Source organism: Streptomyces sp. NPDC048002, from assembly GCF_040653275.1.
Taxonomy (GTDB): Bacteria; Actinomycetota; Actinomycetes; order Streptomycetales; family Streptomycetaceae; genus Streptomyces.
Map to the genome: position 1 here is coordinate 10,966 of NZ_JBEZNL010000016.1, position 23,957 is coordinate 34,922.

General features: G+C 72.4%; 19 protein-coding genes. 8 read left to right on the forward strand and 11 right to left on the reverse strand.

All coding sequences use genetic code 11. The features are described from left to right. The first annotated feature begins 30 nt into the window (after positions 1-30). Complete coding sequence (locus AB0E07_RS20570; protein WP_362253775.1) at positions 31-4,380, forward strand: aminotransferase class I/II-fold pyridoxal phosphate-dependent enzyme; 4,350 nt, start codon at positions 31-33, stop codon at positions 4,378-4,380. After that, entirely contained in the window at positions 4,377-5,105 is a 729-nt protein-coding gene (locus tag AB0E07_RS20575) for a class I SAM-dependent methyltransferase (protein WP_362253778.1), read from the forward strand. Before AB0E07_RS20570 ends, AB0E07_RS20575 begins: the two co-directional genes overlap by 4 nt. A gap of 49 nt (positions 5,106-5,154) precedes the next feature. On the opposite strand, the gene AB0E07_RS20580 is transcribed toward AB0E07_RS20575, so the two are convergent. After that, positions 5,155-5,583 (reverse strand): chaplin, encoded by a 429-nt coding sequence (locus AB0E07_RS20580; RefSeq protein ID WP_362253781.1) that lies wholly within the window; start codon positions 5,581-5,583, stop codon positions 5,155-5,157. Positions 5,584-5,867: 284 nt separating this feature from the next. Between AB0E07_RS20580 and AB0E07_RS20585 the strand changes: the two genes are divergently transcribed. Next, entirely contained in the window at positions 5,868-7,442 is a 1,575-nt protein-coding gene (locus tag AB0E07_RS20585) for an alpha/beta hydrolase (protein WP_362253784.1), read from the forward strand. A gap of 98 nt (positions 7,443-7,540) precedes the next feature. Here AB0E07_RS20585 and AB0E07_RS20590 read toward each other — a convergent pair whose 3' ends face one another. Then, on the reverse strand, positions 7,541-7,963 hold the full coding sequence (locus AB0E07_RS20590; RefSeq protein ID WP_362253787.1) for a MarR family winged helix-turn-helix transcriptional regulator: 423 nt from the start codon (positions 7,961-7,963) through the stop codon (positions 7,541-7,543). 66 nt (positions 7,964-8,029) lie between these two features. On the opposite strand from AB0E07_RS20590, the gene AB0E07_RS20595 reads away from it, so the two are divergent. Continuing rightward, on the forward strand, positions 8,030-8,452 hold the full coding sequence (locus AB0E07_RS20595; RefSeq protein ID WP_362253789.1) for a PaaI family thioesterase: 423 nt from the start codon (positions 8,030-8,032) through the stop codon (positions 8,450-8,452). A gap of 20 nt (positions 8,453-8,472) precedes the next feature. Here the strand turns inward: AB0E07_RS20595 and AB0E07_RS20600 are convergent, their stop codons facing one another. After that, on the reverse strand, positions 8,473-9,729 hold the full coding sequence (locus AB0E07_RS20600) for an arginine deiminase (protein WP_362253792.1): 1,257 nt from the start codon (positions 9,727-9,729) through the stop codon (positions 8,473-8,475). 19 nt (positions 9,730-9,748) lie between these two features. Next, positions 9,749-11,176, reverse strand: coding sequence for a basic amino acid/polyamine antiporter (locus AB0E07_RS20605; protein ID WP_362253795.1), 1,428 nt, complete (start codon positions 11,174-11,176; stop codon positions 9,749-9,751). 150 nt (positions 11,177-11,326) lie between these two features. Between AB0E07_RS20605 and AB0E07_RS20610 the strand changes: the two genes are divergently transcribed. Next, positions 11,327-12,424 carry a chemotaxis protein gene (locus AB0E07_RS20610; protein WP_362253798.1) on the forward strand — a complete coding sequence of 366 codons (1,098 nt, stop codon included), beginning with the start codon at positions 11,327-11,329 and terminating at the stop codon, positions 12,422-12,424. Positions 12,425-12,440: 16 nt separating this feature from the next. Here AB0E07_RS20610 and AB0E07_RS20615 read toward each other — a convergent pair whose 3' ends face one another. Continuing rightward, entirely contained in the window at positions 12,441-12,854 is a 414-nt protein-coding gene (locus tag AB0E07_RS20615) for an SsgA family sporulation/cell division regulator (protein ID WP_362253801.1), read from the reverse strand. A 453-nt stretch (positions 12,855-13,307) separates the two neighbouring features. Between AB0E07_RS20615 and AB0E07_RS20620 the strand changes: the two genes are divergently transcribed. Continuing rightward, complete coding sequence (locus AB0E07_RS20620; RefSeq protein ID WP_362253803.1) at positions 13,308-14,735, forward strand: SpoIIE family protein phosphatase; 1,428 nt, start codon at positions 13,308-13,310, stop codon at positions 14,733-14,735. A 48-nt stretch (positions 14,736-14,783) separates the two neighbouring features. On the opposite strand, the gene AB0E07_RS20625 is transcribed toward AB0E07_RS20620, so the two are convergent. After that, on the reverse strand, positions 14,784-16,274 hold the full coding sequence (locus AB0E07_RS20625; RefSeq protein WP_362253806.1) for a hypothetical protein: 1,491 nt from the start codon (positions 16,272-16,274) through the stop codon (positions 14,784-14,786). Between the two features lie 254 nt (positions 16,275-16,528). Here AB0E07_RS20625 and AB0E07_RS20630 point away from each other — a divergent pair, with 254 nt between their 5' ends. Both AB0E07_RS20630 and AB0E07_RS20635 read left to right on the forward strand, forming a co-directional pair. Next, entirely contained in the window at positions 16,529-17,668 is a 1,140-nt protein-coding gene (locus AB0E07_RS20630; protein WP_362253809.1) for an aminoglycoside phosphotransferase family protein, read from the forward strand. Between the two features lie 244 nt (positions 17,669-17,912). Then, the gene (locus AB0E07_RS20635) at positions 17,913-19,781 is read left to right on the forward strand and encodes a peptidoglycan recognition family protein (RefSeq protein ID WP_362254170.1); all 1,869 of its coding nucleotides are present in this window, start codon (positions 17,913-17,915) and stop codon (positions 19,779-19,781) included. Between the two features lie 5 nt (positions 19,782-19,786). Here AB0E07_RS20635 and AB0E07_RS20640 read toward each other — a convergent pair whose 3' ends face one another. The 5 genes from AB0E07_RS20640 to AB0E07_RS20660 all read right to left on the reverse strand — a co-directional run bounded on the left by AB0E07_RS20640 (position 19,787) and on the right by AB0E07_RS20660 (position 23,956). After that, positions 19,787-20,284, reverse strand: a complete 498-nt coding sequence (locus tag AB0E07_RS20640) for a hypothetical protein (RefSeq protein WP_351922374.1) — start codon at positions 20,282-20,284, stop codon at positions 19,787-19,789. 181 nt (positions 20,285-20,465) lie between these two features. Then, complete coding sequence (locus AB0E07_RS20645; RefSeq protein ID WP_362253813.1) at positions 20,466-20,708, reverse strand: DUF397 domain-containing protein; 243 nt, start codon at positions 20,706-20,708, stop codon at positions 20,466-20,468. 94 nt (positions 20,709-20,802) lie between these two features. Beyond that, positions 20,803-21,969, reverse strand: coding sequence for a thiolase domain-containing protein (locus AB0E07_RS20650; RefSeq protein ID WP_362253816.1), 1,167 nt, complete (start codon positions 21,967-21,969; stop codon positions 20,803-20,805). Beyond that, a complete protein-coding gene (locus AB0E07_RS20655; protein WP_362253819.1) occupies positions 21,966-23,009 on the reverse strand; it encodes a thiolase domain-containing protein in 1,044 nt (347 codons plus the stop codon). The genes AB0E07_RS20650 and AB0E07_RS20655 overlap by 4 nt, the downstream gene beginning before the upstream one ends. After that, positions 23,006-23,956, reverse strand: a complete 951-nt coding sequence (locus AB0E07_RS20660; protein WP_362253822.1) for an OB-fold domain-containing protein — start codon at positions 23,954-23,956, stop codon at positions 23,006-23,008. Before AB0E07_RS20660 ends, AB0E07_RS20655 begins: the two co-directional genes overlap by 4 nt. Position 23,957: the final 1 nt, after the last annotated feature.

The following is a 23,957-nucleotide window of genomic DNA, read 5'->3' on the forward strand; positions in this document are numbered from 1 at the left end:
CGGCAGGGCCCCTCCCAGGCGGGGAGGCGCATGAGCTTGCACCTGCAACAGCGGCCGACGGCCGTACTGGTGACGCTGGTCGCGGTCGCCACCACCGTCTACCTGACCGTCCCCGCCGCACTCACCCCGGTCTGGGCCATGATCGGCCTGATGGGCGTCGGCGCCGTCCTGCTGGGCGTCCACCTGCACCGACCCGCCCACCGCTGGCCCTGGTGGACCCTGGCGGCCGGACTGCTCACCTTCATCGCCGGTGACACCTACTACAACGTGATGGAGACGTACTTCGACGTCCCCAACCCGTTCCCCTCCCCGTCCGACGCCCTCTACCTCGCGACCTATCCGCTCTTCGCCATCGGCCTGTCCGGACTGGTCCGCTACCGGTGGGCGGGCAAGGACCTGCCCAGCCTGCTGGACGCACTGATCTTCACCGCGGGCCTCGCGCTGCCGGTGTGGGTGTACCTGGTCCAGCCGCTCACCGAGGTGGAGGGCCTCACCTGGCAGCAACGGGCCATCAGCATCGCCTACCCCCTGGGCGACGTGCTGGTGCTGGCCCTGCTGGTCCGCCTGCTGGCCCCGACCCCGCTGAAGCCCAACAGGTCGGTGCAGTTCCTGGTGATCGGTACCTCGACGCTGCTCCTCTTCGACATCGCCTACGGCATCCTCCAGCTCAACGGCATGTGGCAGACGGGCACCCTGCTCGACGCCGGCTGGATCGTCTGGTACACCGCCTGGGGCCTGGCCGCACTCAACCCGGCCATGGTGGAGCTGACCGCGTCCGTGCCGACCCGCGAGTCCCTCCTGCCCCCCGCGCGCAGACTGCTGCTGCTGGCCCTCGCCACCCTCATAGCGCCGGGCATCCTGCTGCACGAGGCGATCCGCGGCGCCGCCCACGACGCCGCCGTGATCGCGGCCTTCTCGGCCGTGCTGTTCCTGCTGGTGATCCTGCGTCTGGCGGTCATGGTCGTGGCCCACCGCAGGGCGGTGACGAGGGAACTCGCGCTGCGCCACGCCGCTGCCTCCCTGGTCTCGGCGTTCCGGCTGCCCGACGTGACCGGTTCCTGCGAGGCGGCCGTCGACCGGTTCCTGGGACCCGACGTACGCCACCGGACCCGGGTGCTGTCGAGCGAGGAGACCGAGGACCCGGCCCTGCGCACCTCCCATCTCACGACCCCCGACGCCCTCGGCGCCGCCCTCGCCACCGAGTTCGCCGGCCTTCCGGCGGTGCTGGTCTGTCCCATGACCCAGCCCGACCGGCCCTCGGACGGCCCCGCGGGCGCGCTGCTGGTGGGCGGGCCGGCACGGCGGCTCGCCGAGACCCGGGGCTCGCTGGAGATCCTCGCCTCGCACGCCGGTCTCGCCGTCGAGCGGGTGAAGCTGCGCCAGGAGGTGATCCGCCGGGAGAGCGAGGCGTACTTCCGCACGCTGGTGCGCAACACCTCCGACGTCATCCTGATCGTGGAGGACGACGACACCATCCGGTACGCCAGCCCGTCGGCCGGCTCCGTCTTCGGCACCTCGGAACTGGCGGGCAGTTCCCTGCCCGACCTGATGGACGCCCGGGACCGGCCCCGGGCGGCCCGCGCCCTGGCGTCCATGCGGGACGACGAGTCCCGGCCCGGACACGACCACTGGTGGGTGCACCGGCGCGACGGGCACGTCGAAGTGGAGGTGCGCTGCACCAACTTCCGTGCCGAACCCACCGTGGGCGGGCTGGTCGTCACGCTGCGGGACGTGACCGAGCAGCGCAGGCTCCAGCAGGAGCTGACCCAGCGCGCCTTCCACGACTCGCTCACCGGGCTGCCCAACCGCACCCTGCTGCTGGAGCGGATCGAGCGCGCCCTGCTCCGCGGCCGCCGCGAGTCCGCGCTGACCTGTCTGCTCTTCATCGACCTGGACGACTTCAAGCAGGTCAACGACACCCTCGGGCACACCACGGGCGACCAGTTGCTGGACGCCGTCGGCACCCGGCTCTCCCGCACCCTGCGCCGCACCGACACCGCGGCCCGGCTCGGCGGCGACGAGTTCGCCGTGCTGATGGAGGACGCCCGGGAGCCCCTGGACGCGGAACTGCTCGCGGCGCAGGTGATCCAGGCGCTGTCCCGGCCGTTCATGCTGGCGGACGAGACGGTGACCGTGTCCGCGAGCGTCGGCGTGGCCACCGCGCGGGACAGCACGGACGCGGAGGAACTGCTGCGCCACGCCGACCTCGCCCTGTACGCGGCGAAGGCGGCCGGCAAACGGCAGTGGCGGCGTTTCCAGCAGCTGCTGCACACGCGGATGGTGGAGCGGCACGACATGCAGAGCCGGCTGGCACAGGCCGTCGCCGACGAGGAGTTCACCCTGCGCTACCAGCCGGTGGTGGACATCTCCGTGGGCCAGGTCGTGGGCTTCGAGGCCCTGGTGCGCTGGCCGGGCGCACCGCGCCCGCCGGTCCTGCCGGAGCAGTTCATCACCCTGGCCGAGGAGACCGGGCACATCGCCGCGCTCGGCGCCTGGGTCCTGAAGAACGCCGTCAGCGACTTCGCCGGGCTGCCCGCGCTCACGCGGCCGCGCGAGGGCCAGCCGTTCATCAGCGTCAACGTCTCCGCCCGGCAGTTCCGGGACGGCGCCTTCCTGGACCAGGTCGGCAACGCGCTGCGCACCCCCGGGCTGACGCCCGGCTCGCTCCAGCTGGAGCTGACCGAGACGGTACTGCTGCGGCGGGACACCGAGGTGCAGGCCGTCCTGCACACCCTGAAGGACCTGGGCGTACGGATCGCGGTCGACGACTTCGGCACCGGCTTCTCCTCGCTGCGCTATCTGCGGGACTTCCCCATCGACGTACTGAAGATCGACAAGTCCTTCATCGACGACATCACCCGCGACACCCAGCAGGTCGCCCTGGTCGAGGGCATCGTGCGGCTCGCCGACACCCTCGGCCTCCAGGTGATCGCCGAGGGCATCGAGGACCCGGCACAGCGGGATCTGCTGGCGGGCATGGGGTGCCGGCTGGGGCAGGGCTATCTGTTCGCCCGCCCGATGACGATCGACCAGACCGAGCGGGTCCTGCGGCGGCGCGGCGGCGGCCGTACGCCGGCCTCCCGGCCCGCGCGTCCGGCGCCCGCGCGCGCCACCGCGCCGGCCCGCCCGAACCGGGCGGCGGACCTCGAACGGCTGCGGCGCACCAGCCCGATGAGCGACGCGGTGCTGGACGAGGTGCGCGGCCGGCACATCCGGTGCCGCGACCACTGGCTGATCGACTTCGCCTCGTGCAACTACCTCGGCTTCGACTGGGATCCGGAGATCATCGCGGAGGTCGAACCCGCGGTGCGCCGCTGGGGCACCCATCCCAGCTGGTCCCGGCTGCTGGGCAGTCCACGGCTCTACCCGGAGATCGAGGAGCGGCTCACGGAGCTGCTGCACGCCCCGGACACCCTGCTGCTGCCGACCCTGACCCTCATCCACGCGTCGGTCATCCCGGTCCTCGCGGAACAGGGCCATGTCTTCGTGGAGGCCACCGCCCACCGCACGGTCTACGACGGCTGCCTGGTGGCCCGCAGCCAGGGCGCCACCCTGCGCCGCTTCCACGCCGACCGGCCCGGCGAACTCGACGCGCTGCTGTCCGCGGCCCCCACCGGCGGACCCCGGGTGGTGTGCCTGGACGGTGTCAACAGCATGAGCGGCAACGTCTCCGACCTCGCGGCGCTCGCCGCCGTGTGCCGCGACCGGGGCGCCACGCTGTACGTCGACGACGCGCACGGCTTCGGGGTGATCGGCGAGCGGGGTCCCGACGAGCCGTGTTCCTACGGGTCGCGCGGCAACAGCGTGGTGCGGTACGCCGGTGAGTCCTACGAGGGGATCGTGCTGGTCGCCGGGTTCTCCAAGGCGTATTCGTCGCTGCTGGCCTTCGTGGCCCTGCCGACCGAGCTGAAGAACCGGATGAAGACGGCCGCGGCGCCCTACCTGTACTCCGGCCCCTCGCCCACCGCGTCGCTGGCGACCGCGCTCGCGGGCCTGGAGGTCAACGACCGCCGCGGGGACGCCCTGCGGGCCGATCTGCACCGCAAGACGGCCCGGGTGCTGGACCACCTGGCCGGTCTGGACGTGCACTGCCTCAACCGCGACGGCCTGCCGATCCTGGAGATCCCGCTGGCCGATCCCGACAGCCTGGAGGCGGTCGGGCGGTTCCTTTGGGCCGAGGGCATCTATGTGACGCTCGCCGCCTACCCGCTCGTGCCCCGCGACCGGGTCGGCTTCCGCGTCCAGCTCACGGCGCTCAACTCCGACGAGGACGTCGAACGGCTGAACGGCACGCTGGCCCGGCTGGCGGAGCGGTATCCGCTGCGCCGCCGGACGGAGCGGGCCGCCGCGGCCCCGGCACCGGGGCTGGTGCAGCCATGACGACCCACAACGACGACGTCGACTGGGACCGCTGGCCGGTCGCCGACTACCTCGCGGAGAACTACCGGGACGTGCATCCCTCGGACGCGGCGGTCATCGCGCACCACTCGGCCTTCTACCGGCGTCTGCCGCCCGCCTCGGTGGACCGCTCGGTGGAGTTCGGGGCGGGCCCGAACCTGTATCCGCTGATGCTGGCGGCCGCGGTCAGCCGCCGGATCGAGGCGGTCGAGGCGGGCGCCGGGAACGTGGCCTATCTGGAGCGGCAGATCATGTGCGGGCCCGAGGCGAGCTGGCAGCCCTTCCACACGCTGTGCCGGCGGCTCAACCCCGCCGTGCCGCCGACCCCGGCCCGCGCGCTGGCACCGGTGCACGTGGTGCACGCGGACGTGCGCGACCTGCCGGCCGACACCTACGGTCTGGCGTCGATGCACTTCGTCGCGGAGGGCGCCACGGAGGATCTCGCCGAGTTCACCGCGTTCTGCCGGGCCTTCGTCCGCTGTGTCGCGCCGGGCGGGTACCTGGTGGCGGCCTTCATGGAGAACATGCCGACCTACCGCATCGGCCCGGCCTCGCGCTGGCCGGGCTGCCCGATCGACCCGGACCGGGTCAGTTCGGTCTTCTCACCCCTGACGCGGGAGCTGTCGGTCACCCACATCGACTCCGACCCGACGCTCCCCGACTACGGCGACTCGGGGATGGTGTTGCTGTCGGGCGTGGCCCGGTGAGCCGACGCGCCCGGCGCGCGGCACCGTCGGGGTGCCGCGCGCCGGTGGTTCACCGGGAAGCGCGGCGGCCGGACCGGCGGTAGAGGACCGCACCGGCGGCGATGAGCGCGGCGCTCCCCGCCAGGGCCGGGACGGTCCGGTCGGCGCCGGTCCGTGCGAGCGAGGCCCCGGGGCCGTGCGGGGTGTGCGCCGCGGGCCGGGGTTCGGGGTCGGGGTGGGAGCGCGGCGGGGACGGCGGCTCGGGAGCGGGTTCGGCGCTCGGCTCCTCCTCGGCGCAGGCGTTGCCCGCGGCCGGATTGAGCAGCCCCACCACGTTCACGGTGTTCCCGCAGGCGTTCACCGGGAGGTGTACGGGGAGCCGGAGGGTGCTGCCGGAGAGCGCTCCGGGCGAGCCGGACGCGGCTCCGTCCGCCCCGGAGTCGGCCTGCGCGGGCATCGTCACCGCCATCGCGCCGGACACGGCGGCGACGGCGAACACACCGTTTCGGGTAACCCTTCGCATAGGTTCCCTGCCTTCCAGACGTGGACGCGGGCACTCGCCCGCACCGGATAGAACGGCTCCGAACCGATCGAGTTATGGCTAATCGGTCTTTCACCCCATGGAGCGACACTGTTATCGAACTAGTGGCAAAACTGGTGAATACGCATGCAGGGTGGCGGATGCGCATGCGCCGCCCGCCCGGAGGCGGCGCCCCCGCGCCCCGCTTATCGTGTTCGAGGGCGCCGCACACCGGTCCGCCGACGGGCGCCCTGGAGGCATCGATGCCGGTCGAGCGGTCGAAATGGTCCGCCCTCGGACGCTGCGCGGTCGTCCCGGCCGCGGCACTCGCCCTGCTCGGGGCGGCGCTGCCCGCCGCGGCGGACGAGGACCCCGGCCTGGCCCGCTTCTACGACCAGAAGGTGTCGTGGGGGAAGTGCGACGGCATGGACGCGCCCGAGGACCTCCAGTGCGGGAAGGTCACCGTCCCCCTCGACTACGGGGACCCCGACGCCGGAACCCTCGACCTCGCCCTCGCCCGCTACCGGGCCACCGGCGACTCCCGGGGCTCGGTCCTGCTGAACTTCGGCGGTCCCGGCGGTGCGGGCGTCGACCAGCTCGCCTACGGCGGCGAGGACTTCATGAGCCTGACCGACGGCTACGACGTGGTGTCCTTCGACCCGCGCGGCGTCGGCAGGTCCTCTCCGGTCAGCTGCGGCGTCGGCACCGACGAGACCTCCGACGTGACGGACGACGCCACCGACCTCGACTCCGATCCGCGGGCCCTGCTGGAGGAGATCCGCAGGACGGCCGCGGCCTGCGCCCGCAACTCCGGGCCCGTACTGCCGCACATCGGCACCGTGAACGCCTCCCGCGACCTCGACGTGATGCGTGCGGCCCTCGGCGACAGGAAGCTCAACTACCTCGGCTTCTCCTACGGGACGCGGCTGGGCGCGGTGTACGCCAAGCAGTTCCCCGACCACGTGGGCCGGATGGCACTCGACGGAGTGGACACCCTCACCGAACCGCTCACCGAGCAGGGCCTGGTGGGCGCCAGGGGGCAGCAGGCGGCGCTGGACGACTTCATCGCCTGGTGCGCCGAGGACATCGCCTGTCCGTTCGGTCAGGACCCGCGCACCGGCCGCGAGGAGATCGCACGGCTCGTGCGGTCCCTGGACGAGGACCCCGTACCGACGGACTTCGGTGACTCCTTCACCGGACAGGACCTCGCGGGCGCCCTGGCCCAGGGCCTCTACAGCGAGGAGCTGTGGCCGTCGCTGCAACGCGCCCTCGCCGCACTGGTGGAGGACGGGGACACCTCCGGCGTGATGAACTTCGCCTACGGCGGCATCGCCGGGCCCGCGCGGAACGGGGACGGCGACGGAGGTCTCACCGACGCCGAGAGCGTCCCCCTCGACAACCTCCCGGCGGCGCTGATGGCGATCAACTGCGCGGACGACCCCGACCGCCCCACCGCCGAGTCCATCACCCGCGACCTGCCCCGGCTGCGCGCCGAGTACGACCGGGCCTCCCCCGTCTTCGGCCGCTACCGCCTGAGCGAGATCCTGATGTGCTACGGCCGCCCCCAGGGCACCGACTTCATCCGCGAGGAGGTCAAGGACCTCGACACGCCGAAGCTGCTCCTCGTCGGCACCCGCGGCGACCCGGCGACCCCGTACCGCTGGACCATGGAGACCGCCGAGCGACTGGGCTCCTCCGCCGTGGTCCTCGACAACCGCGACGGCGGCCACACCGGCTACGCCTCCTCCACCTGCGTGCACCGCAAGGTGGACGACTTCCTGCTGGACGGTTCCCTGCCCCCGGACGGCAGCTCGTGCGGCCCCGAACCGTCCGCCTGAACTCAGTCGTCCGAACCCCGGCCGTCCAAACCACCCCAGCCGTCCGAACCGCAGCCGTCCGAACAGCAGTCGACTGAATCTCAGTCGTCGTATGAATCTCAGTCGTCGTACGCGATGCGGTGCAGGGCGGTCGCGGTGCGGGTGAAGCCCTCGTCGCCCAGCAGGGCGCGCAGCTCGGAGTTGAAGCGGTCGATCTCGGGGCGGGCCGCGTCCAGGGCGGTCCGGCCGGTGTCGGTCAACTCCAGGATCACGGCCCGGTGTTCGCTCGGGTGCGCCGACTTGGCGAGGAGACCGGCCCCGGTCAGGCGGGCCACCAGGGCGGTGACGGCGGACTCGCGCAGACCGAGGGTGCGGGCCAGTGACTGCTGGGTGGCACCCGGCCGCTCCTCGACGGCGAACAGGGCGCCGAGCTGGGCGGTGGTGACGCCCGCGGCCGCGACGCAGCGCCGGTCGGCGGTGGTGCGCAGCCGGTGCGCGGCCCGCTGCAGCAGGAAGTACAGGCGTTCGTCGGGCTCGGACATGGGCCGATCTTGACAGAGCCGCCCGGCCCGCGCCAGTCTCAGTTCACTAGTGAAGTGAGGTGGACGATGAACGAGATCGCAGGTCTTGAGCAGGCCCGGAAGATCCTCGCGGCGCAGCCCTTCAGCTCCCTGGTGGGCGCCCGTCTGACCGCCTTCGGCGACGGCGAGGCCGTCCTGGAGGTCGACATCCGCGAGGAGTTGCTCCAGCAGTTCGGCAGCGTCCACGGCGGCGTCCTCGGCTACGCCGCCGACAACGCGCTGGCCTTCGCCGCGGGTTCCGTGGTCGGCGCGGGGCTGACCACCGCGGGCTTCTCCATCGACTTCCTGCGTCCCGCCCGGGGCGATGTCCTGCGCGCCCACGGCCGGGTCGTCCGGGCCGGCCGCACCAGCGTGGTCGTGCGCTGCGACCTGTCGACGGTCGACGGCGGCTCCGCTCCGGCGCTGTGCGCGGTCGCGCAGGGCACGATCGCGGTCCGGCAGGCCGCCTGACCCCACGCACGCGGAAGGCGTCAGAAGTCGACCGGGTCCCGGACGATCGGGCAGGTCATGCAGTGGCCGCCGCCCCGGCCGCGGCCCAGTTCGGCGCCGACGATCGTGATCACCTCGACGCCCGCCTTGCGCAGCAGCGTGTTGGTCTGGGTGTTGCGGTCGTAGGTGAACACCACGCCCGGCTCCAGCGCGACCGCGTTGTTGCCGCTGTCCCACTGCTGGCGCTCGGAGGCGTAGACGTCCCCGCCGGTCTCCACCACGCGCAGTTCCGGCAGCCCGAGTGCCTTGGCGACGACCTCGACGAAGGAGGCCGGGGCCTCGTCGACGACCTCCACACCGGGCGCCCGGTCGCTCGGGCGCAGCGAGAAGGTGTGGACGCCGTCCATGATGTTCGGGTAGAGCGTGACCAGGTCGCGGTCGGCGAAGGTGAACACCGTGTCCAGGTGCATCGCCGAGCGCAGCCGGGGCATCCCGGCCACGATGACGTGCTCGGCGGCGCCGCCCTCGAAGAGGGCCTTCGCGACCTGGGTGATGGCCTGGCGCGAGGTGCGCTCGCTCATTCCCATCAGCACCACGCCGCGGCCCACCGGCATGATGTCGCCGCCCTCGAACGTCGCCTGTCCCCAGTCGCGTTCCGGATCGCCCCACCACACCGTGGAGCCGACGTAGTCGGGGTGGAAGGTGTACACCGCCTTCATCAGCAGCGTCTCGTCGTGACGGGCGGGCCAGTACAGCGGGTTGAGGGTGAGGCCGCCGTAGAGCCAGCAGGTGGTGTCGCGGGTGTAGAGGGTGTTGGGCAGGGGCGGCATCAGGTACTCGCGCACGCCGGTCGACTCGCGGGCCAGGGCGATGCTGCCCGAGCGGTGCTCGTCGGGGAGGTCGGCGGTGGCCAGGCCGCCGATCAGGTAGCGGGCCAGCTCGGTCGTTTCGAGGGTCTCCAGATAGGCCCGGGTGCCGTCGACGAGCCCGAGTCCCACCTCGTTGGGGACGATCTTGCGGTCCAGGAGCCAGTCGCGGGCGCCCGGCACCGCCATCGTCCGCGCCAGCAGATCGTGCAGCTCGACCACGTCGACTCCGCGCTCCCGCAGCTTGTTGACGAAGTCGGCGTGGTCGCGCTGGGCGTTCTCGACCCACATCACGTCGTCGAAGAGGAGGTCGTCGGAGTTGCTCGGGGTGAGCCGGCGATGGGCCAGGCCCGGCGCGCAGACCAGGACCTTGCGCAGCCGGCCGACCTCGGAGTGGACGCCGTACGGGGGAGGGGTTTGTTGACTGCTCACGCTGCACCTTCCGGGAGGTTCAGATGCTGATCCAGCCCAGCGCCAGGGCGAGGACGCCGATCACCGCGCCGATCACCGACACGGCGAGGATGACGAGTTCACGGGGGCCGAACACCTGTCTGCCCTGCTCCTTGCGGGCCATCACGAACAGCACGGAGGCGGGGGCGTAGACGATCAGGGAGACCAGGAGGTACTTCAGCCCGGCCGCGTAGATGAGGAAAGCGGTGTAGACGGTCGCCAGGGCGGCGACGACCAGTTCGGTGGAGCGCTGCCGTTCCCCGGCCGCGGAGATCTTCAGGGCGAAGGCCGCGGCGAGCAGGAAGGGGATCAGGGTGAGCGCGCTGGTCAGGTTGAGGGCGAAGTCGAAGGCGTCGTCCGAGAACCAGGTGACGACCAGGAAGACCTGGCTCAGCGTCGTGGTCATCACCAGGGCGGGCATGGGGACGTCGGCGGGGGTGGACCGCTTGAGGAAGCGGGGCATGTCGTCGTCCTTGGCGGCCACGAACAGCACCTCGGCCGCCATCAGCGTCCAGGCGAGATAGGCGCCGAGGACGGAGACGATCAGGCCGACGCTGATGAAGACCTGGCCCCAGTTGCCCACCGCGTGCTCCAGCACCCCCGCCATGGAGGGCTGGCGCAGGTCGGCGATCTCGCCCATCGGCATCAGGCCGTAGCTCACGATGGTCACCGAGGCGAAGACCGCGAAGACGCTGAGGAAGCCGAGCACGGTCGCCCGGCCGACATCCCGCCTGCGTCGGGCGTGCCGGGAGTACACGCTGGCGCCCTCGACGCCGAGGAAGACGAAGACGGTGGCCAGCATGGTGCCCTTGACCTGCTGGAACAGCGAGCCGGCGTAGTCGGCGCCGCCGAAGTTGTCGGCGAAGACGGACGGTTCGAAGTAGAAGAGCGCGATCACGACGAAGACGAGGATCGGCACCACCTTGGCGACGGTGACGATCCGGTTGATGGCCGCCGCCTCCTTCACTCCGCGGCTGATCAGCCAGAAGAACAGCCACAGACCCGCCGAGGAGAGCACCACCGCGAGGACGGTGTCGCCGTCGCCGAGGGCGGGTGCCACGGCGCCGATGGTGGACATGATCAGCACCCAGTACGTCACATTGCCGACGCAGGCGCTGGCCCAGTAGCCGAAGGCGGAGAAGAAGCCGAGGTACTCGCCGAAGCCCGCCTTGGCGTACGCGTAGACACCGGCGTCGAGGTCGGGACGGCGCACCGCGAGGTTCTGGAAGACGAAGGCCAGCATCAGCATGCCGGTGCCGGCCACCGCCCAGGCGATCAGGGCACCCGCGACGCCGGTCTCCTGGGCGAAGCGGCTCGGCAGGGAGAAGACACCGGCACCGACCATGGAGCCGACCACCATCATGGTGAGCGTCGGCAGGCTCAGCTTGGCGGTGCGGGGCTGCTCGGTCGTGGTCTCGGCCTCGGGCATGGGCGTCCTTGGACGATCGGGCATCACCGCAGCTCGACGATGCGGAGGCGCCATCCGGCGGTCCGAGCGAGATTAACAGTGAAATGTCGCGTATGCCCGCCCGGTTTGATCCCTTGTGCCCGATACGCCAATCGGCTCTATCGTGCTGTCATGGAGCATGCACTGAGTCCCGCCGCACTCGCCGAACTGCGCCGCCCGCGCCCGTACCCCGCTGTCTCCGTCCTCACCCCGACCCATCGCCGTGAGCCCGAGAACGCCCAGGACCCGGTCCGGCTGCGCAATGTCGTGGCCGACGCCAAGAAGCAGCTGGAGTCCGATCCGGCGGTCACCCGGGAGCGCCGCGCCGATGTCGTGCGGCAGCTGGAGGAAGCACTCACCGAGGTGGATCTGACGCACGCCGAGGACGGCCTGGTGATCTTCGCCGCTCCGGGTGAGCACCAGGTGTGGTCGCTGGCCCGCACGGTGCCCGAACGCGTGGTCCTCGCGGACACCTTCCTCACCCGCAACCTCGTCTCGGCGCAGGCCGCCGAGCGGCCGTTCTGGGTGCTGTCGGTCTCCGCCGACCGCGTCACCCTCTGGAACGGCGGCGGCGACCGGGTCGTGGAGGAACGGGCCGGCGGCTTCCCGCTGACCCGGAGCACGGACAACTTCGACGCCGAGCGCCAGGAGCGGATCGGCGACCTGCCGAGCACCTTCCGCGACGAGTCCACCCGGCACTTCCTGCGGGACGCCGACACCGCGATGGGCCGACTGCTGCGCGGTCATCCGCGGCCCCTCTACGTCACCGGCGAGACGGCCGCGCTGTCGCTGCTCGACGAGGTCGGCAGCGTCACCCACGGCGCCGTCCACATCCGGCACGGCGGCCTCGCGGACTCCTCGGCCGAGACGGTCTGGCAGGCGGTGCGCCCCATGGTGACGGCCGACAGCCGCAGGAGCACCGACGAGGTCGCCCGGGACCTGGAGTCGGCCCGCGGACACAAGACGTACGCGGCCGGTCTCGACGAGGTCTGGCAGAGCGCCCGCGAGGGCCGGGTACGGCTGCTGGCCGTCGAGGAGAACTACCGCGCCACCGTCCGCGACGACGGCGGGGACCATCTGACCCCGGCGGAGAGCGGCGACCTCGACGCCCGCGAGGACATCGTGGACGAGATCGTCGAGCAGTGCCTGGAGACCGGCGCCGACGTCCGCTTCGTACCGGACGGCATGCTCGGCGACGCGACGGGCATCGCGGGCGTCCTGCGCTACTGAGGGCGGGCGGCGGCCGTCAGACGCTGCCGAACAGCGCGCTGAGCCCCTCCTCGACGGCCGCCGCGACGTCCTCCTGCCCGGCCGGCACGACCGCGTAGCTGCGCACCAGGAAGCCGCGCAGCGCGGAGCTGTCGAACTGCATCAGGGCCAGCCCGAACGGCGAGTGGAACTCCATCACCGTGCGGAGCGGTCCGCACGGCCAGATGTGCACGTCGCCGCCGCCCGCCGCGGCGTGCAGCCCCTCGGCCAGCAGCGACCGCGCGAAGGTCCAGGTGACGCCCTCGCCGTCCAGGGAGACCTCGGCCGGGAAGTCGACGTAGACGGCGAGCGGATCCGCCGAGCCGTAACGGAGCGTGGCGGTGGCGGGCAGCTCCCGCTCGTCGGCGGTGATCAGCCGCGCCTGTACGGGCTGCTCCAGAGTGACGTCCATGGCGGTCCCCCCGCGGGTCAGTGGTCAGGCCGGCTGCGGCCGGTCTGCCTTTACGACCTCGAAGTGGCCGTTTGCATGACGTCGGAACCGCAGGTTCCGGCGTGACCTGCGTCACGGCGAATCCAGGCACTTCCCCATTACGGTCATGAAACCGCCCGAAGCCGCCCCACGGTTCCGCGGAATACTCGAACGCTTGCCCGTCGAACGCGCGCCACGACCCCCACCCGACCGCCTCGACGGACCGTCACATCACGTACGCCGCATACGACTTACCGGCTCCACCGGATACGTCATTCATGCGAGGTGACCCCGCCGAAAAGACTGTGGCATATGCCAGGTGCACCACCGTATCGGGTGTTGCCAAATCCCTTACAGCGCGTCGCGGGCTGTGCCACAGTCGTAGCGGTCCCTCCGTCGCATTTGGCCGTACCGTCCCCTTCACCGGAGTGCGTCATGCCGTCCCATCTCTCCGCGGACCGCCCCGCAGCCCAGCCGCCCGGACGCGGCTCGGTCGACGCGCTCATATCGCAGGCGCGGCGCCTGAAGGGCGACGTGGACGCCGTGCGACGGGACACGCCCCACGACGGCACGGACCCCCAGGAGCGCTGGCAGCGCGCGCTCTGCGACCTCGCCCTGAACCAACTCGACGACCTCGACGCCCACTTGGCCCAACTGCGGGAGGGTCCGCCGCCGGTGCCCGCCACACCGGCGGCGCCCGCGGCCGACCCCGCGCCACCCGCACCGCACAGCGGCTCGCTGCTCAGCCGGGTCGGGAGCGCCGAGTGGAACCTCCTGACGGACGAGGCCAGTTGGTCCGGCGAGCTGTACCAGATCCTGGGCCGGGACCCGTCCGCTCCCCCGCTCACCCTCGACGAACTGCCCTCGCTGGTGCTCGACGCGGACCGGCCGAAGCTGACCTCGATGGTCACCGACTGCCTCATCGACGCCAAGCCCATCGACGGGGAGTTCCGCGTCCTGCGCCCGGACGGAGAGGTGCGGAGCGTCCACATGATGGGCGAGCCCGTGCTCGGCGCCGACGGCAGCACCGCGTCCATGTGGGCCGTCCTCCGGGACGTCAGCCAACTGCGGCGCAGCCAGCGCGCGGTGAGCGACACCCACGAGACGCTCCAGCGCACGCGGCACCGCGAACAGACCGAGCACCGGCTGGCGGCCGAGCTCCAGGAGGCGGTACTGCCGCCGTGGCGGGGCTCGCTGCGCCGGCCGCTCCAGGGCCCCGAGACGCTCGACCTGGCGGTCCACTCCCGGCCTCCCGGCGCCGGTTCACCGATCGGCGGCGACTGGTACGACGCCCTCGAACTGCCCGACGGGGACACCCTGCTGAGCGTCGGCGACCTCACCGGGCAGGGCGTGGCCGTGGCCTCGGGCATGGCGACCCTGCTGGGCGCCGTCCGCGGCATGGCGATGGCCGGCACCGAGCCGGGACAGTTGCTGTCCTGGCTCAACCAACTCCTCGACGCGACCGTGCAGCCGGCCCTCGGCAGCGCCGTCTGCTGCCGCTACCGGCCCCGGACCCGCACCCTGGTCTGGGCGCAGGCGGGACACCCCGCCCCGCTGCTGTTCCGCGGTGGGACGGGGCGCCGACTGCGCTCCCCGGACGGCGTCCTGCTGGGCGCGACGACCGGTGCCGCCTACGGCCAGGCCGAAACGATCCTGGAGACCGGCGACCTGCTGCTCCTGCACACCGACCAACTGGTGTCCGGGCACAGCGAGGAGGACGCCGTGCACCGTCTCCTCGACCTGGCCCCGCGCCTGGACACGGCGGACACCGCTCAGGACTGCGTGCGGATGGTCATGGAGGAGTTCGGCACGGCGGAGCGCGCCGGGGACGCCTGTGTGCTGGTCGCCAGGGTGACCTCCTGACGCTGTTCCTGTGCGGTGCGCCCGTGGAACCGGGCCCGCACGAGCCCTCTAGGCCCGTGCGCTGCCGCTGCCCTTCGCCGGCTTCGGCAGGGCCTGCTTGATCTCCTCCCGCAGTTCGTTGATCTTCGGATAGCTGGAGTACTCGGCGGTCAGCCGGTACATCTGCCGCAGCCGGTCCCAGGTGCGGTGCGAGGAGTTGGAGCCCATCGCCATCAGCGCCAGGCGCGCGTAGCGGTCGGCCTGTTCGGGGTCGTCGGCGATGAAGCACGCGGAGGCCATGGACAGGTTGTCGAAGATCCTTGAGCGTTCCTGCGCCTCGACGCGGAGCGCCAGGGCCTTCTCCGCGTAGTGCTGGGCATGGGCGGCCGCGGTCGGCTCGAACTCCGCCAGCGTGCGGTAGGACAGCGCCTGCATGCCGTACAGGTCCGCCTCGTTGAACAGCTGCATCCAGCTGGGCGGTGGCACGTCGCTCCGGTCGGAGACGAACAGGTCCTCCGCCTGTCCGAGGGTGCGGCGCATCGCCTGGCCCTTGCCCATGGCCGCCTGTGCCCAGGCCTCGATGGTGTGGAGCATCGCCCGGGTCCGCGGCAGCACCTCGTCGCCGGAGCCGGACTGGGCGAGCTTCATCAGGTCCAGCGCGTCGTCGGGCCGGCCCAGGTGCACCATCTGACGGGCCGCCCGGGAGAGCGCCTCCCCGGCACGGGGCCGGTCGCCGCCCTCACGGGCCGCGTGGGCGGCGATGACGAAGTACTTCTGGGCCGTGGGCTCCAGGCCGACGTCGTGCGACATCCAGCCCGCGAGGACGGCGAGGTTGGCCGCGACGCCCCACAGGCGCCGCTGGAGGTGGTCGGGGTGGTGGTAGGCGAGCATGCCGCCCACCTCGTTGAGCTGTCCCACCACCGCCTTGCGTTGCAGCCCGCCACCGCGGGCGGCGTCCCAGGCCCGGAACACCTCCACGGAGCGCTCCAGTTCCTCGATCTCCTGCGACCCGATGGGGGCGGCCTCGTAGCGGTCGAACCCAGCGGGGTCGGCGTGCAGGGGATCGTCGAGTCGGGGAGCGTCGGACTTGAGTGTCGGATCGGTGTGCAGCCAGTCGTGCATGGCGCTGCTGAGTGCTGATCCCGCGGCGAGCGCGGCACCCGCGCCCACCAAGCCGCGTCGGTTGAGCATGAGGTCCATTCCCGTGAATTCGGTGAGGACCGCAGCCGTCCGCTCGGGCGCCCACGGCACGCCGTCGGGATGTTCCGCATTCCCGCCGCCCTGCCGTTTTCCCGTACGCCCGTGCCGGACCAGACCGAGGTCCTCGATGGTCACGACACGGCCGAGTCGCTCGGTGAACAGAGCCGCCAACGCCCTCGGCACCGGATCGCGCGGGATCTCTCCCATGTCGATCCAACGCCGCACCCGTGAGGTGTCGGTCGACAGCTGGGGGTGGCCCATGGCCGCCGCCTGCCGGTTGACCAGCCTCGCGAGTTCGCCCTTGGACCAGCCGGCCAGGCCGAACAGGTCCGCGAGGCGGGAGTTGGGTTGTCCGTTCACGTCAAGCCCCCAGGTTCTCGGCTGAGTTGACAGTAGCCCGGTGAGGGTTGCCGGGCGACTATTCGCCAGGGTTCGCCAGGGTGCGCCAGATGGTGTGCCACTGGGCAACGGGTGTCAGGTAGGAACGCGCCACCCCGACCCGGTCGCCGCCAGGCAAAAGGCGTACTCCCCAGGGTGCGCCCGGGTGTCCGGGTCGGGTAGCGCACTTGCGCTTCAGCAGGTAATGCAGGCACACGAAGGGATCTGTCCAGCCCATGTACGCAGCATCGTCCTCCGTGTCCGCCCCGCCCCGGACGCTGCACTCCCGCCCGGCGGGCAGCGGCCCCTACCTCGACCCCGCCCGCTCGGCCTCCCCCGTCCTCGGGACGGGCCGGACGCGCCGCGCCCCCGGGCTCGGCACGCCACCGCTCAGCGGAAGACTCGACCTGTCCGGCCCCCAGGGCGCCCAACTGCGCACGGCCATCGCGTCGGTGCACCGGATCTGCCCGGAGTTCGCCCCGGTCCAGGTGCTGCGCCGCAGCGGACGGGTCGTGCTCCTCGTGGGCACCACGGGGCGCAGCACGGCGGTCGCCAAGTGCTTACTGGACCCCTCCCCGGTCTGGTCCGAGCGGATCCGGCACGAAATAGCCGCTTACCGCTCGTTCGTCCGGCACCGCCCCCCGGTGCGGGTGCCCCGGCTGATCGCGGCGGACCCGGACAACTGCACCCTGGTGATCGAGCGGATGCCGGGACGGGTCGCGGCGCTTCAGCGCCACCCGGTCGAGACCCCGCCCCGGGCGGACGTCAGGGCGGCGCTGGCGGCGATCTGCCGGCTCAACGCCTGGCGGCCGCCGGCCGGCACCTTCGACGCCCCGCTGGACTACCCGGCGCGCATCTCCCGCTACCACGAGCTGGGGCTGCTCACCGACCGGGACCTGGGCGACCTGCAGAAGCTGCTGCACGGCATCGCCCACTCGGCGGGCCGGCAGGGCATGGGCCAGTTCTGCCACGGCGAGGCACTCCTGTCGAACATCCTGCTCTCGCCGGCCGGTCCAGTGCTGGTGGACTGGGAGCACGCGGGCTGGTACCTGCCGGGCTACGACCTGGCGACCCTGTGGTCGGTCCTCGGGGACGCGCCGGTCGCGCGCCGGCAGATCAGCCAGATCGCCCAGTCGGCGGGACCGGCTTCCCGGGACGCCTTCCTGGTGAATCTGATGCTGGTGCTGACCCGGGAGATCCGCACCTACGAGACGGCCGTGCAGCGTTCGATGCACGACACGGCCCCGGCGGCACCGGGAACGGCCCACCCGGGTGCTGCGCCGTCCGGCGAGGAACAGCGGCTGCTGCTGAGGCGGCTGCACGACGACTGCCAGATGGCCCGCCGGGCCGTTCGCGCGGCCGTCGGCACTCGCTGACGGGGACGGCGGTCCGCGGCGCGCCCGCAGCGGCGGCGCACCGCGGACCTTCGTACGCACATCACCGCACAGCCCCCTGGGCGTGATTGACGGATCGTCGGCCGACCTGTAGCACGGACGGGTTGTTCCGCCCCACGCGGCTCATCGCCCCCGACCGTCACAGGAGGCTGCCTTGCGACGATCCGTCACCGCCCTGAGAAGAGCCGCCGTTCCGGTGGCCTCCGCCGCGCTGCTGCTCCCCCTGATGGGCGCGGCGCCCGCTCCCGCCCCGTCCCCGGCGCAGCGTCTGCAAGCGGCGTTCGCCGAAGCCGCCGCCGAGTACGGCGTCCCGCCGAGCGTGTTGCTGGGCGTCTCCTACCTCCAGTCGCGGTGGGACGCGCACGCCGGCGCGCCGAGCGTGACCGGCGGCTACGGCCCGATGCACCTCACCGACGCCCGCACGGCGCTCGCCGGGGCCGCCCACCACAGCGAGGGCACGGAGGACGCCCGGGGTGACGCGTCCCGCCCGGCGCTCGTCCCCGAGCAGCGGATCCCGTCGGCCGGCGAGGTGCCGGCCCGGCTGCGGACGCTGCAACGAGCCGCGGCGCTGACCGGGCTGAGCCCCGCACGGCTGCGCGAGGACCCGGCCGCCAATGTGGAGGGCGGCGCGGCCCTGCTGGCGGCGGCCCAGCGGCGGCTGGGCGCGCCCCCGAGCGCGGACCCGGCGGACTGGTACGGAGCCGTGGCGCTGTTCTCGGGCGCCGACGACCGGGCGACGGCCGCCGCCTACGCCGACGAGGTCTTCACCGTGCTCCGCAGCGGGGGTGAGCGGGTCACCGACGCGGGGCAGCGGGTCGCGCTGGCCGGGCGGCCTGGGCTCACTCCCGACACCGGCACGCTGGCGGACGCCGGGCTGCGCGCCCCCGCCGCCGGTGACACGGAGTGCCCGGCCTCGGTGTCCTGCGAGTGGATCCCGGCACCGTACGAGGAGTTCGGGGACGGCGACTACGGCAACCACGATCTGGGCGACCGGCCGGGCTCGCAGAGCATCGACTACATCGTCGTGCACGACACGGAGGGCGCCTGGGAGGGTGTGCTCGACCTCGTCCAGGATCCGACCTATGTCTCGTGGAACTACTCCCTGCGGTCCACCGACGGCCACATCGCCCAGCACCTGAAGGCGAAGGACGTCGGCTGGCACGCCGGGAACTGGTACGTGAACGCGAAGTCGATCGGTCTGGAGCACGAGGGGTTCCTGGCGAACCCGGACGCCTGGTACACGGAGGCGATGTACCGGTCGTCGGCCCGGCTGGTGAGGTATCTGGCGCGCGCGTACGGCATTCCGCTGGACCGGCAGCACATCCTCGGCCACGACACGGTGCCGGGCCCGACCACGGCGACGATCCGCGGTATGCACACCGACCCCGGCCCGTACTGGGACTGGCAGCACTACTTCGAGCTGCTCGGCCGGCCGCTCACGCCGACCGCGGGGAAGCACGGCGGGCTGGTCACGATCCGCCCCGACTACGCCGCGCACCGGCCCTCGTACACGGGCTGCACGGCGGCCGGCGAGCCGTGCGCCCCGCACGGTTCGAGCGCGGTGCGGCTGTACTCCGGGCCCGGTGAGTCGTACCCGCTGATCAAGGACATCGGCCTGGGCATCACGCCGACGACCGGGGTGAACGACCTGTCCTCCCGGGTCTCCACCGGCCAGCGGTTCGCGGTCGCCGGACGCGACGGGGACTGGACGGCTATCTGGTACCTCGGGCAGCGGGCCTGGTTCCACAACCCGGTGAAGGCACCGACCGCGGTGTCCGCGCGAGGGCCGGTGGTCCGGGCGAAGGACGGCCTGGAGTCCGTCCCGGTGTACGGGAGGGCGTACCCGGAGGCGTCGGCCTACCCGGAGGGGGTACCGGCCCAGCCGGTCTCACCCCTTCCGTACCAGCTGCCGAAGGGGCAGACGTACGTGGTGGGTGACAAGGTGCCCGGCCAGTACTACTACGCGGTGACCTTCGACCCGGCCTCGCACCGGGTGGTGACCGGCGAGGACCAGTACTACGAGATCCAGTTCGGCCACCGGGTGGCGTTCGTCCGGGCCGCGGACGTGGAGGTGGTGTCCTCCTCGGCTCGCTAGCCGCCTCAGCCCTGCTGGAACAGCTCCGCGGGGAGCGGCTTCAGCAGGGCGTAGAGGTCGTCGGTGATGGGGCGGTCCCAGGCGGCGATGGTCACCAGGACGTTGTCGCTGCGGTCGAACTGCACGCAGGAGATCCGCCCCTCGGAGAGCTTCAGCCGACGCACGATGAGGAGGTTGTCGCCCTGCATCACCGGGACGTCCTCGGTGCTGACCACGGTGATCTCCTCGTCGTTCTCCAGGGCCAGCAGCAGCTGGGCGACCTCGAAGGGGATCTCGCCCTCGGCGACCTCGCGGGCCGGGGAGCCCTCGGGGAGATTGCCGATGATCATCGCGGGGCCGCGGCCGCCGAAGAGGTCGTAGCGCAGGAAGACACCCTGGCAGCTGCCGTCGGGGGCGGGCAGCAGCCCGGCGCCCAGATTGCCGGGCCAGTCGCCCGGGTCCATGGCCAGGACGTCGAAGTCGGGCCCGGCGGGCGTGGCGCTGCGGCGGCGGAGGAACGACATGCCGCCATGGTACGTGTCCGGAGCCGGTCCATGACGGGTGGGCGCCCCCCGCCTCCACCGCGTCACGAGGGCACTCGTCCGGTGCCGGGGCCGTGCCGCCGGCGGAGGAGTTCGTTCCGCCGGCGGGGGCGGTCGCGTGTCCCCGGATCGGCCCGCCGGACCGGGTCCGGCGGGGTCTGTCTCAGGTGAGGTCGAACTCGCCCTCCCGGGCGCCCGACACGAAGGCGCCCCATTCGGCGGGTGTGAAGATCAGGGAAGGGCTCTTGGGGCTGCCGCTGTTGCGCATCGCGATGAAACCCTCCACAAAGGCGATCTGGACGTCTCCCAGACCGCGGCTGCTCGAGTGCCAGTCGGCGTTGCTGAGGTCCAGCTCCGGCTTGTCCCAACCCATGGGCGGCTGCTGCTGGATGGTGCTCTCGGCCACGTCCGTGCTCCTCCCGGTTCGTCGTCCGCGGCCAGCCTAGCGATCGGTCCGGGGTGCCAACAGGCCACGTGAGGGGGACCTTTGCGAAGCCTGTTCAGGCGTCGGGGGGCTCGGATCCCACCAGCCACATGGAGAAGAACTGCGATCCGCCGCCGTAGGCGTGGCCCAGGGCCCTGCGGGCGCCCGCCACCTGGTGCTCCCCGGCCCGGCCGCGCACCTGGAGGGCGGCCTCGGCGAACCGGATCATGCCGGAGGCGCCGATGGGGTTGGACGAGAGCACCCCGCCGGACATGTTGACGGGCAGGTCGCCGTCGAGTTCGGTCACCCCGGACTCGGTGAGTTTCCAGCCCTCGCCCTCGGCGGCGAAGCCGAGGTTCTCCAGCCACATGGGCTCGTACCAGGAGAACGGTACGTACATCTCGACGGCGTCGATCTCCCGGCGGGGGTCGGCGATGCCGGCCTGCCGGTAGACGTCGGCGGCGCAGTCCTGGCCGGCCCGGGGGGACACGGCGTCCTTGCCCGCGAACAGGGTGGGTTCGCTGCGCATGGCGCCGCCGTGCATCCAGGCGGGCGGGTGGGGGGCGCGGGCGGCTCCGGCGCGGTCGGTGAGGACCATCGCGCAGGCGCCGTCGGACGAGGGGCAGGTCTCGGAGTAGCGGATGGGGTCCCACAGCATGGGCGAGGACTGGACCTTCTCCAGGGTGATGTCGTGCTCGTGGAGGTGGGCGTAGGGGTTCTTCAGGGCGTTGCGCCGGTCCTTGTAGGCGACGAGTGAGCCGACGGTGTCGGGGGCGCCGCTGCGCCGCATGTAGGCGCGGACGTGCGGGGCGAAGAAGCCGCCCGCTCCGGCGAGCAGGGGCTGCTGGAAGGGGATCGGCAGGGACAGGCCCCACATCGCGTTGGACTCGGACTGCTTCTCGAAGGCGCAGGTGAGGACGGTGCCGTGGACGCGGGAGGCGACGAGCCCCGCCGCGACGAGCGCGGTGGACCCGCCGACGGAGCCGGCCGTGTGGACCCGCAGCATGGGCTTGCCCACCGCGCCGAGCGCGTCGGCGAGGTACAGCTCGGGCATCATGACGCCCTCGAAGAAGTCGGGCGCCTTGCCGATCACGACGGCGTCGACGTCGGCCCAGGTCAGTTCGGCGTCGTCGAGGGCCCTGCGGGACGCCTCGCGCACCAGCCCGGCGATGGAGACGTCCCGGCGGGCCGCGACGTGCCTGGTCTGGCCGATCCCGACGACGGCCACGGGTTCCTTGCTCATCGCGGGTCCCCTTCCAGGACGGCGACCAGGTTCTGTTGCAGACAGGGGCCGGAGGTGGCGTGGCCGAGGGCGCGGTCGGACTCGCCGCGGTGGACGCGGGCGGCGGCCTCCCCGATGCGGATCAGCCCGGCGGCCATGACCGGGTTGGCGGCGAGGGCTCCGCCGGAGGGGTTGACGCACACGTCGTCGCCGAGCCGGAGCGCCTTGCGCAGAACGACCTCCTGGGCGGTGAAGGGGGCGTGCAGCTCGGCGGTGTCGACGGGGCGCAGGAAGGCTCCGGCCCGCTCGGCGGCGAGCCGGGTGGAGGGCGAGTCGGTGAGGTCGCGGACGCCCAGGGAGTGGGCCTCGATGCGGTGGTCGATGCCGCGGATCCAGGCGGGCCGGGCGCACAGGTCCCGGGCCCGGTCGCCGGCCGCGAGGATCACGGCGGCGGCGCCGTCGCCGATGGGCGGGCAGTCGCCGGTGCGCAGGGGCCGGACGAGGTAGTCGCCCTGCGGGACCGGGCCTCGGAGCTGGGCGTGCGGGTTGTCGGTGGTGCGGCTGCGGGCGGCGACGCCGGCCAGTTCGCGCTCGTCCGTCTCGCCCGCATCGATGAGGGCCTGCGCCTGGAGGGCGGCCAGGGCGACGGAGTCGGGCCACAGGGGTGCCACGTAGTACGGGTCGAGCTGGCGGGTGAGCACGTCGCGCAGCGGGCCGGGCGAGGACTTGCCGTAGGAGTAGACGAGCGCGGTGTCCGCGTCGCCGGTGAGGAGCTTGGTCCAGGCCTCGTACAGGGCCCAGGCGCCGTCCATCTCGACGTGCGACTCGGAGATCGGGGGCCAGGCGCCGACGCCGTCGAGGGCGAGGGTGAAGGAGAAGGCGCGGCCGGCGAGGTAGTCGCTGGAGCCGGAGCAGGTGAAGCCGATGTCGGAGGTCCGCAGGCCGGTCGAGTCGAGGACCTGGTGCAGGACGGGCATGAGCATCTCGACCTCGGAGAGGTCCTCGGTGGTGCGCCGGTGGTCGGTCTGGGCGAAGGCGACGACGGCGATCTCGCGGGTCACAGCAGCTCCCTGTAGGTGTCGTAGTCCGCGTCGGGTTCGCCGGTCGGCCGGTAGTGGTCGGGGTAGCGGGCGCCCTCGGTCCACACCGGTTCGACCCTGAGGCCCATGCGGACCTGGTCGTAGGGGATGCCTGCGATCCGGCCGTGCAGGGCGAGTCCGGCGCCGTCGAGGGCGATGTGGGCGTAGACGTAGGGGACTTCGATGTCCGCGTTGTCGACGTTCCTGGCCTTGATGTTGACGATGCAGAAGGTCGTGACCGTGCCGCCCGGTCCCACCTCGACCTGCTCGGTGGTGGCGACGCCGCAGGTGGGGCAGGCGCCCCGGGGCGGGACGTACACCTTGCGGCAAGACGGGCAGCGTTCGCCGACGTTGCGGCGGTCGGCGAGGGCGGCGATGTAGGCGCTCTGGGCGCGTCCGGGCGAGTAGGTGTAGTCGAGCCGGGCGGGGGCGACGATGCCGGTGACGGGGTTCTCGAACTCTCCCGGGTGGCCGCCGGGTTGGGCGGCTTCGCCGTCGTACGGTTCGAAGCAGGCGATGTCGGTGATGGCGCCGGTGCGTTCGGGGGCCCAGCGGACGCGGACACGCATTCCGGTGCGGACGGCTTCGGGGCCGGGTGCGTCGAGGGCGTGCAGGAGGGCGGTGTCGGCGCCGTCGAGGCGGACCAGGACCCAGGCGAAGGGGGTGGCGAGGGGCTGGTCGCGGCGGGGGGCGTGGTTCCAGGCCCAGGTGGTGACGGTGCCGGTGGGGGCCACCTCGACGAGTTCGGTCAGCTCCTCGGCGGTGACCGGGTCGTACTCGACGGGTGGGACGAGGGTGCGGCCGTCGCCGGTGCGGACCCCGAGGACGACGCGTTCGCGCAGTCCGGTCAGGAAGGCGCTCTGCACGGGGCCGAGGGAGCGGGTGAAGGGGAACTCGACGACGAGGGGGGCTTTGAGGACTTCGGGCATG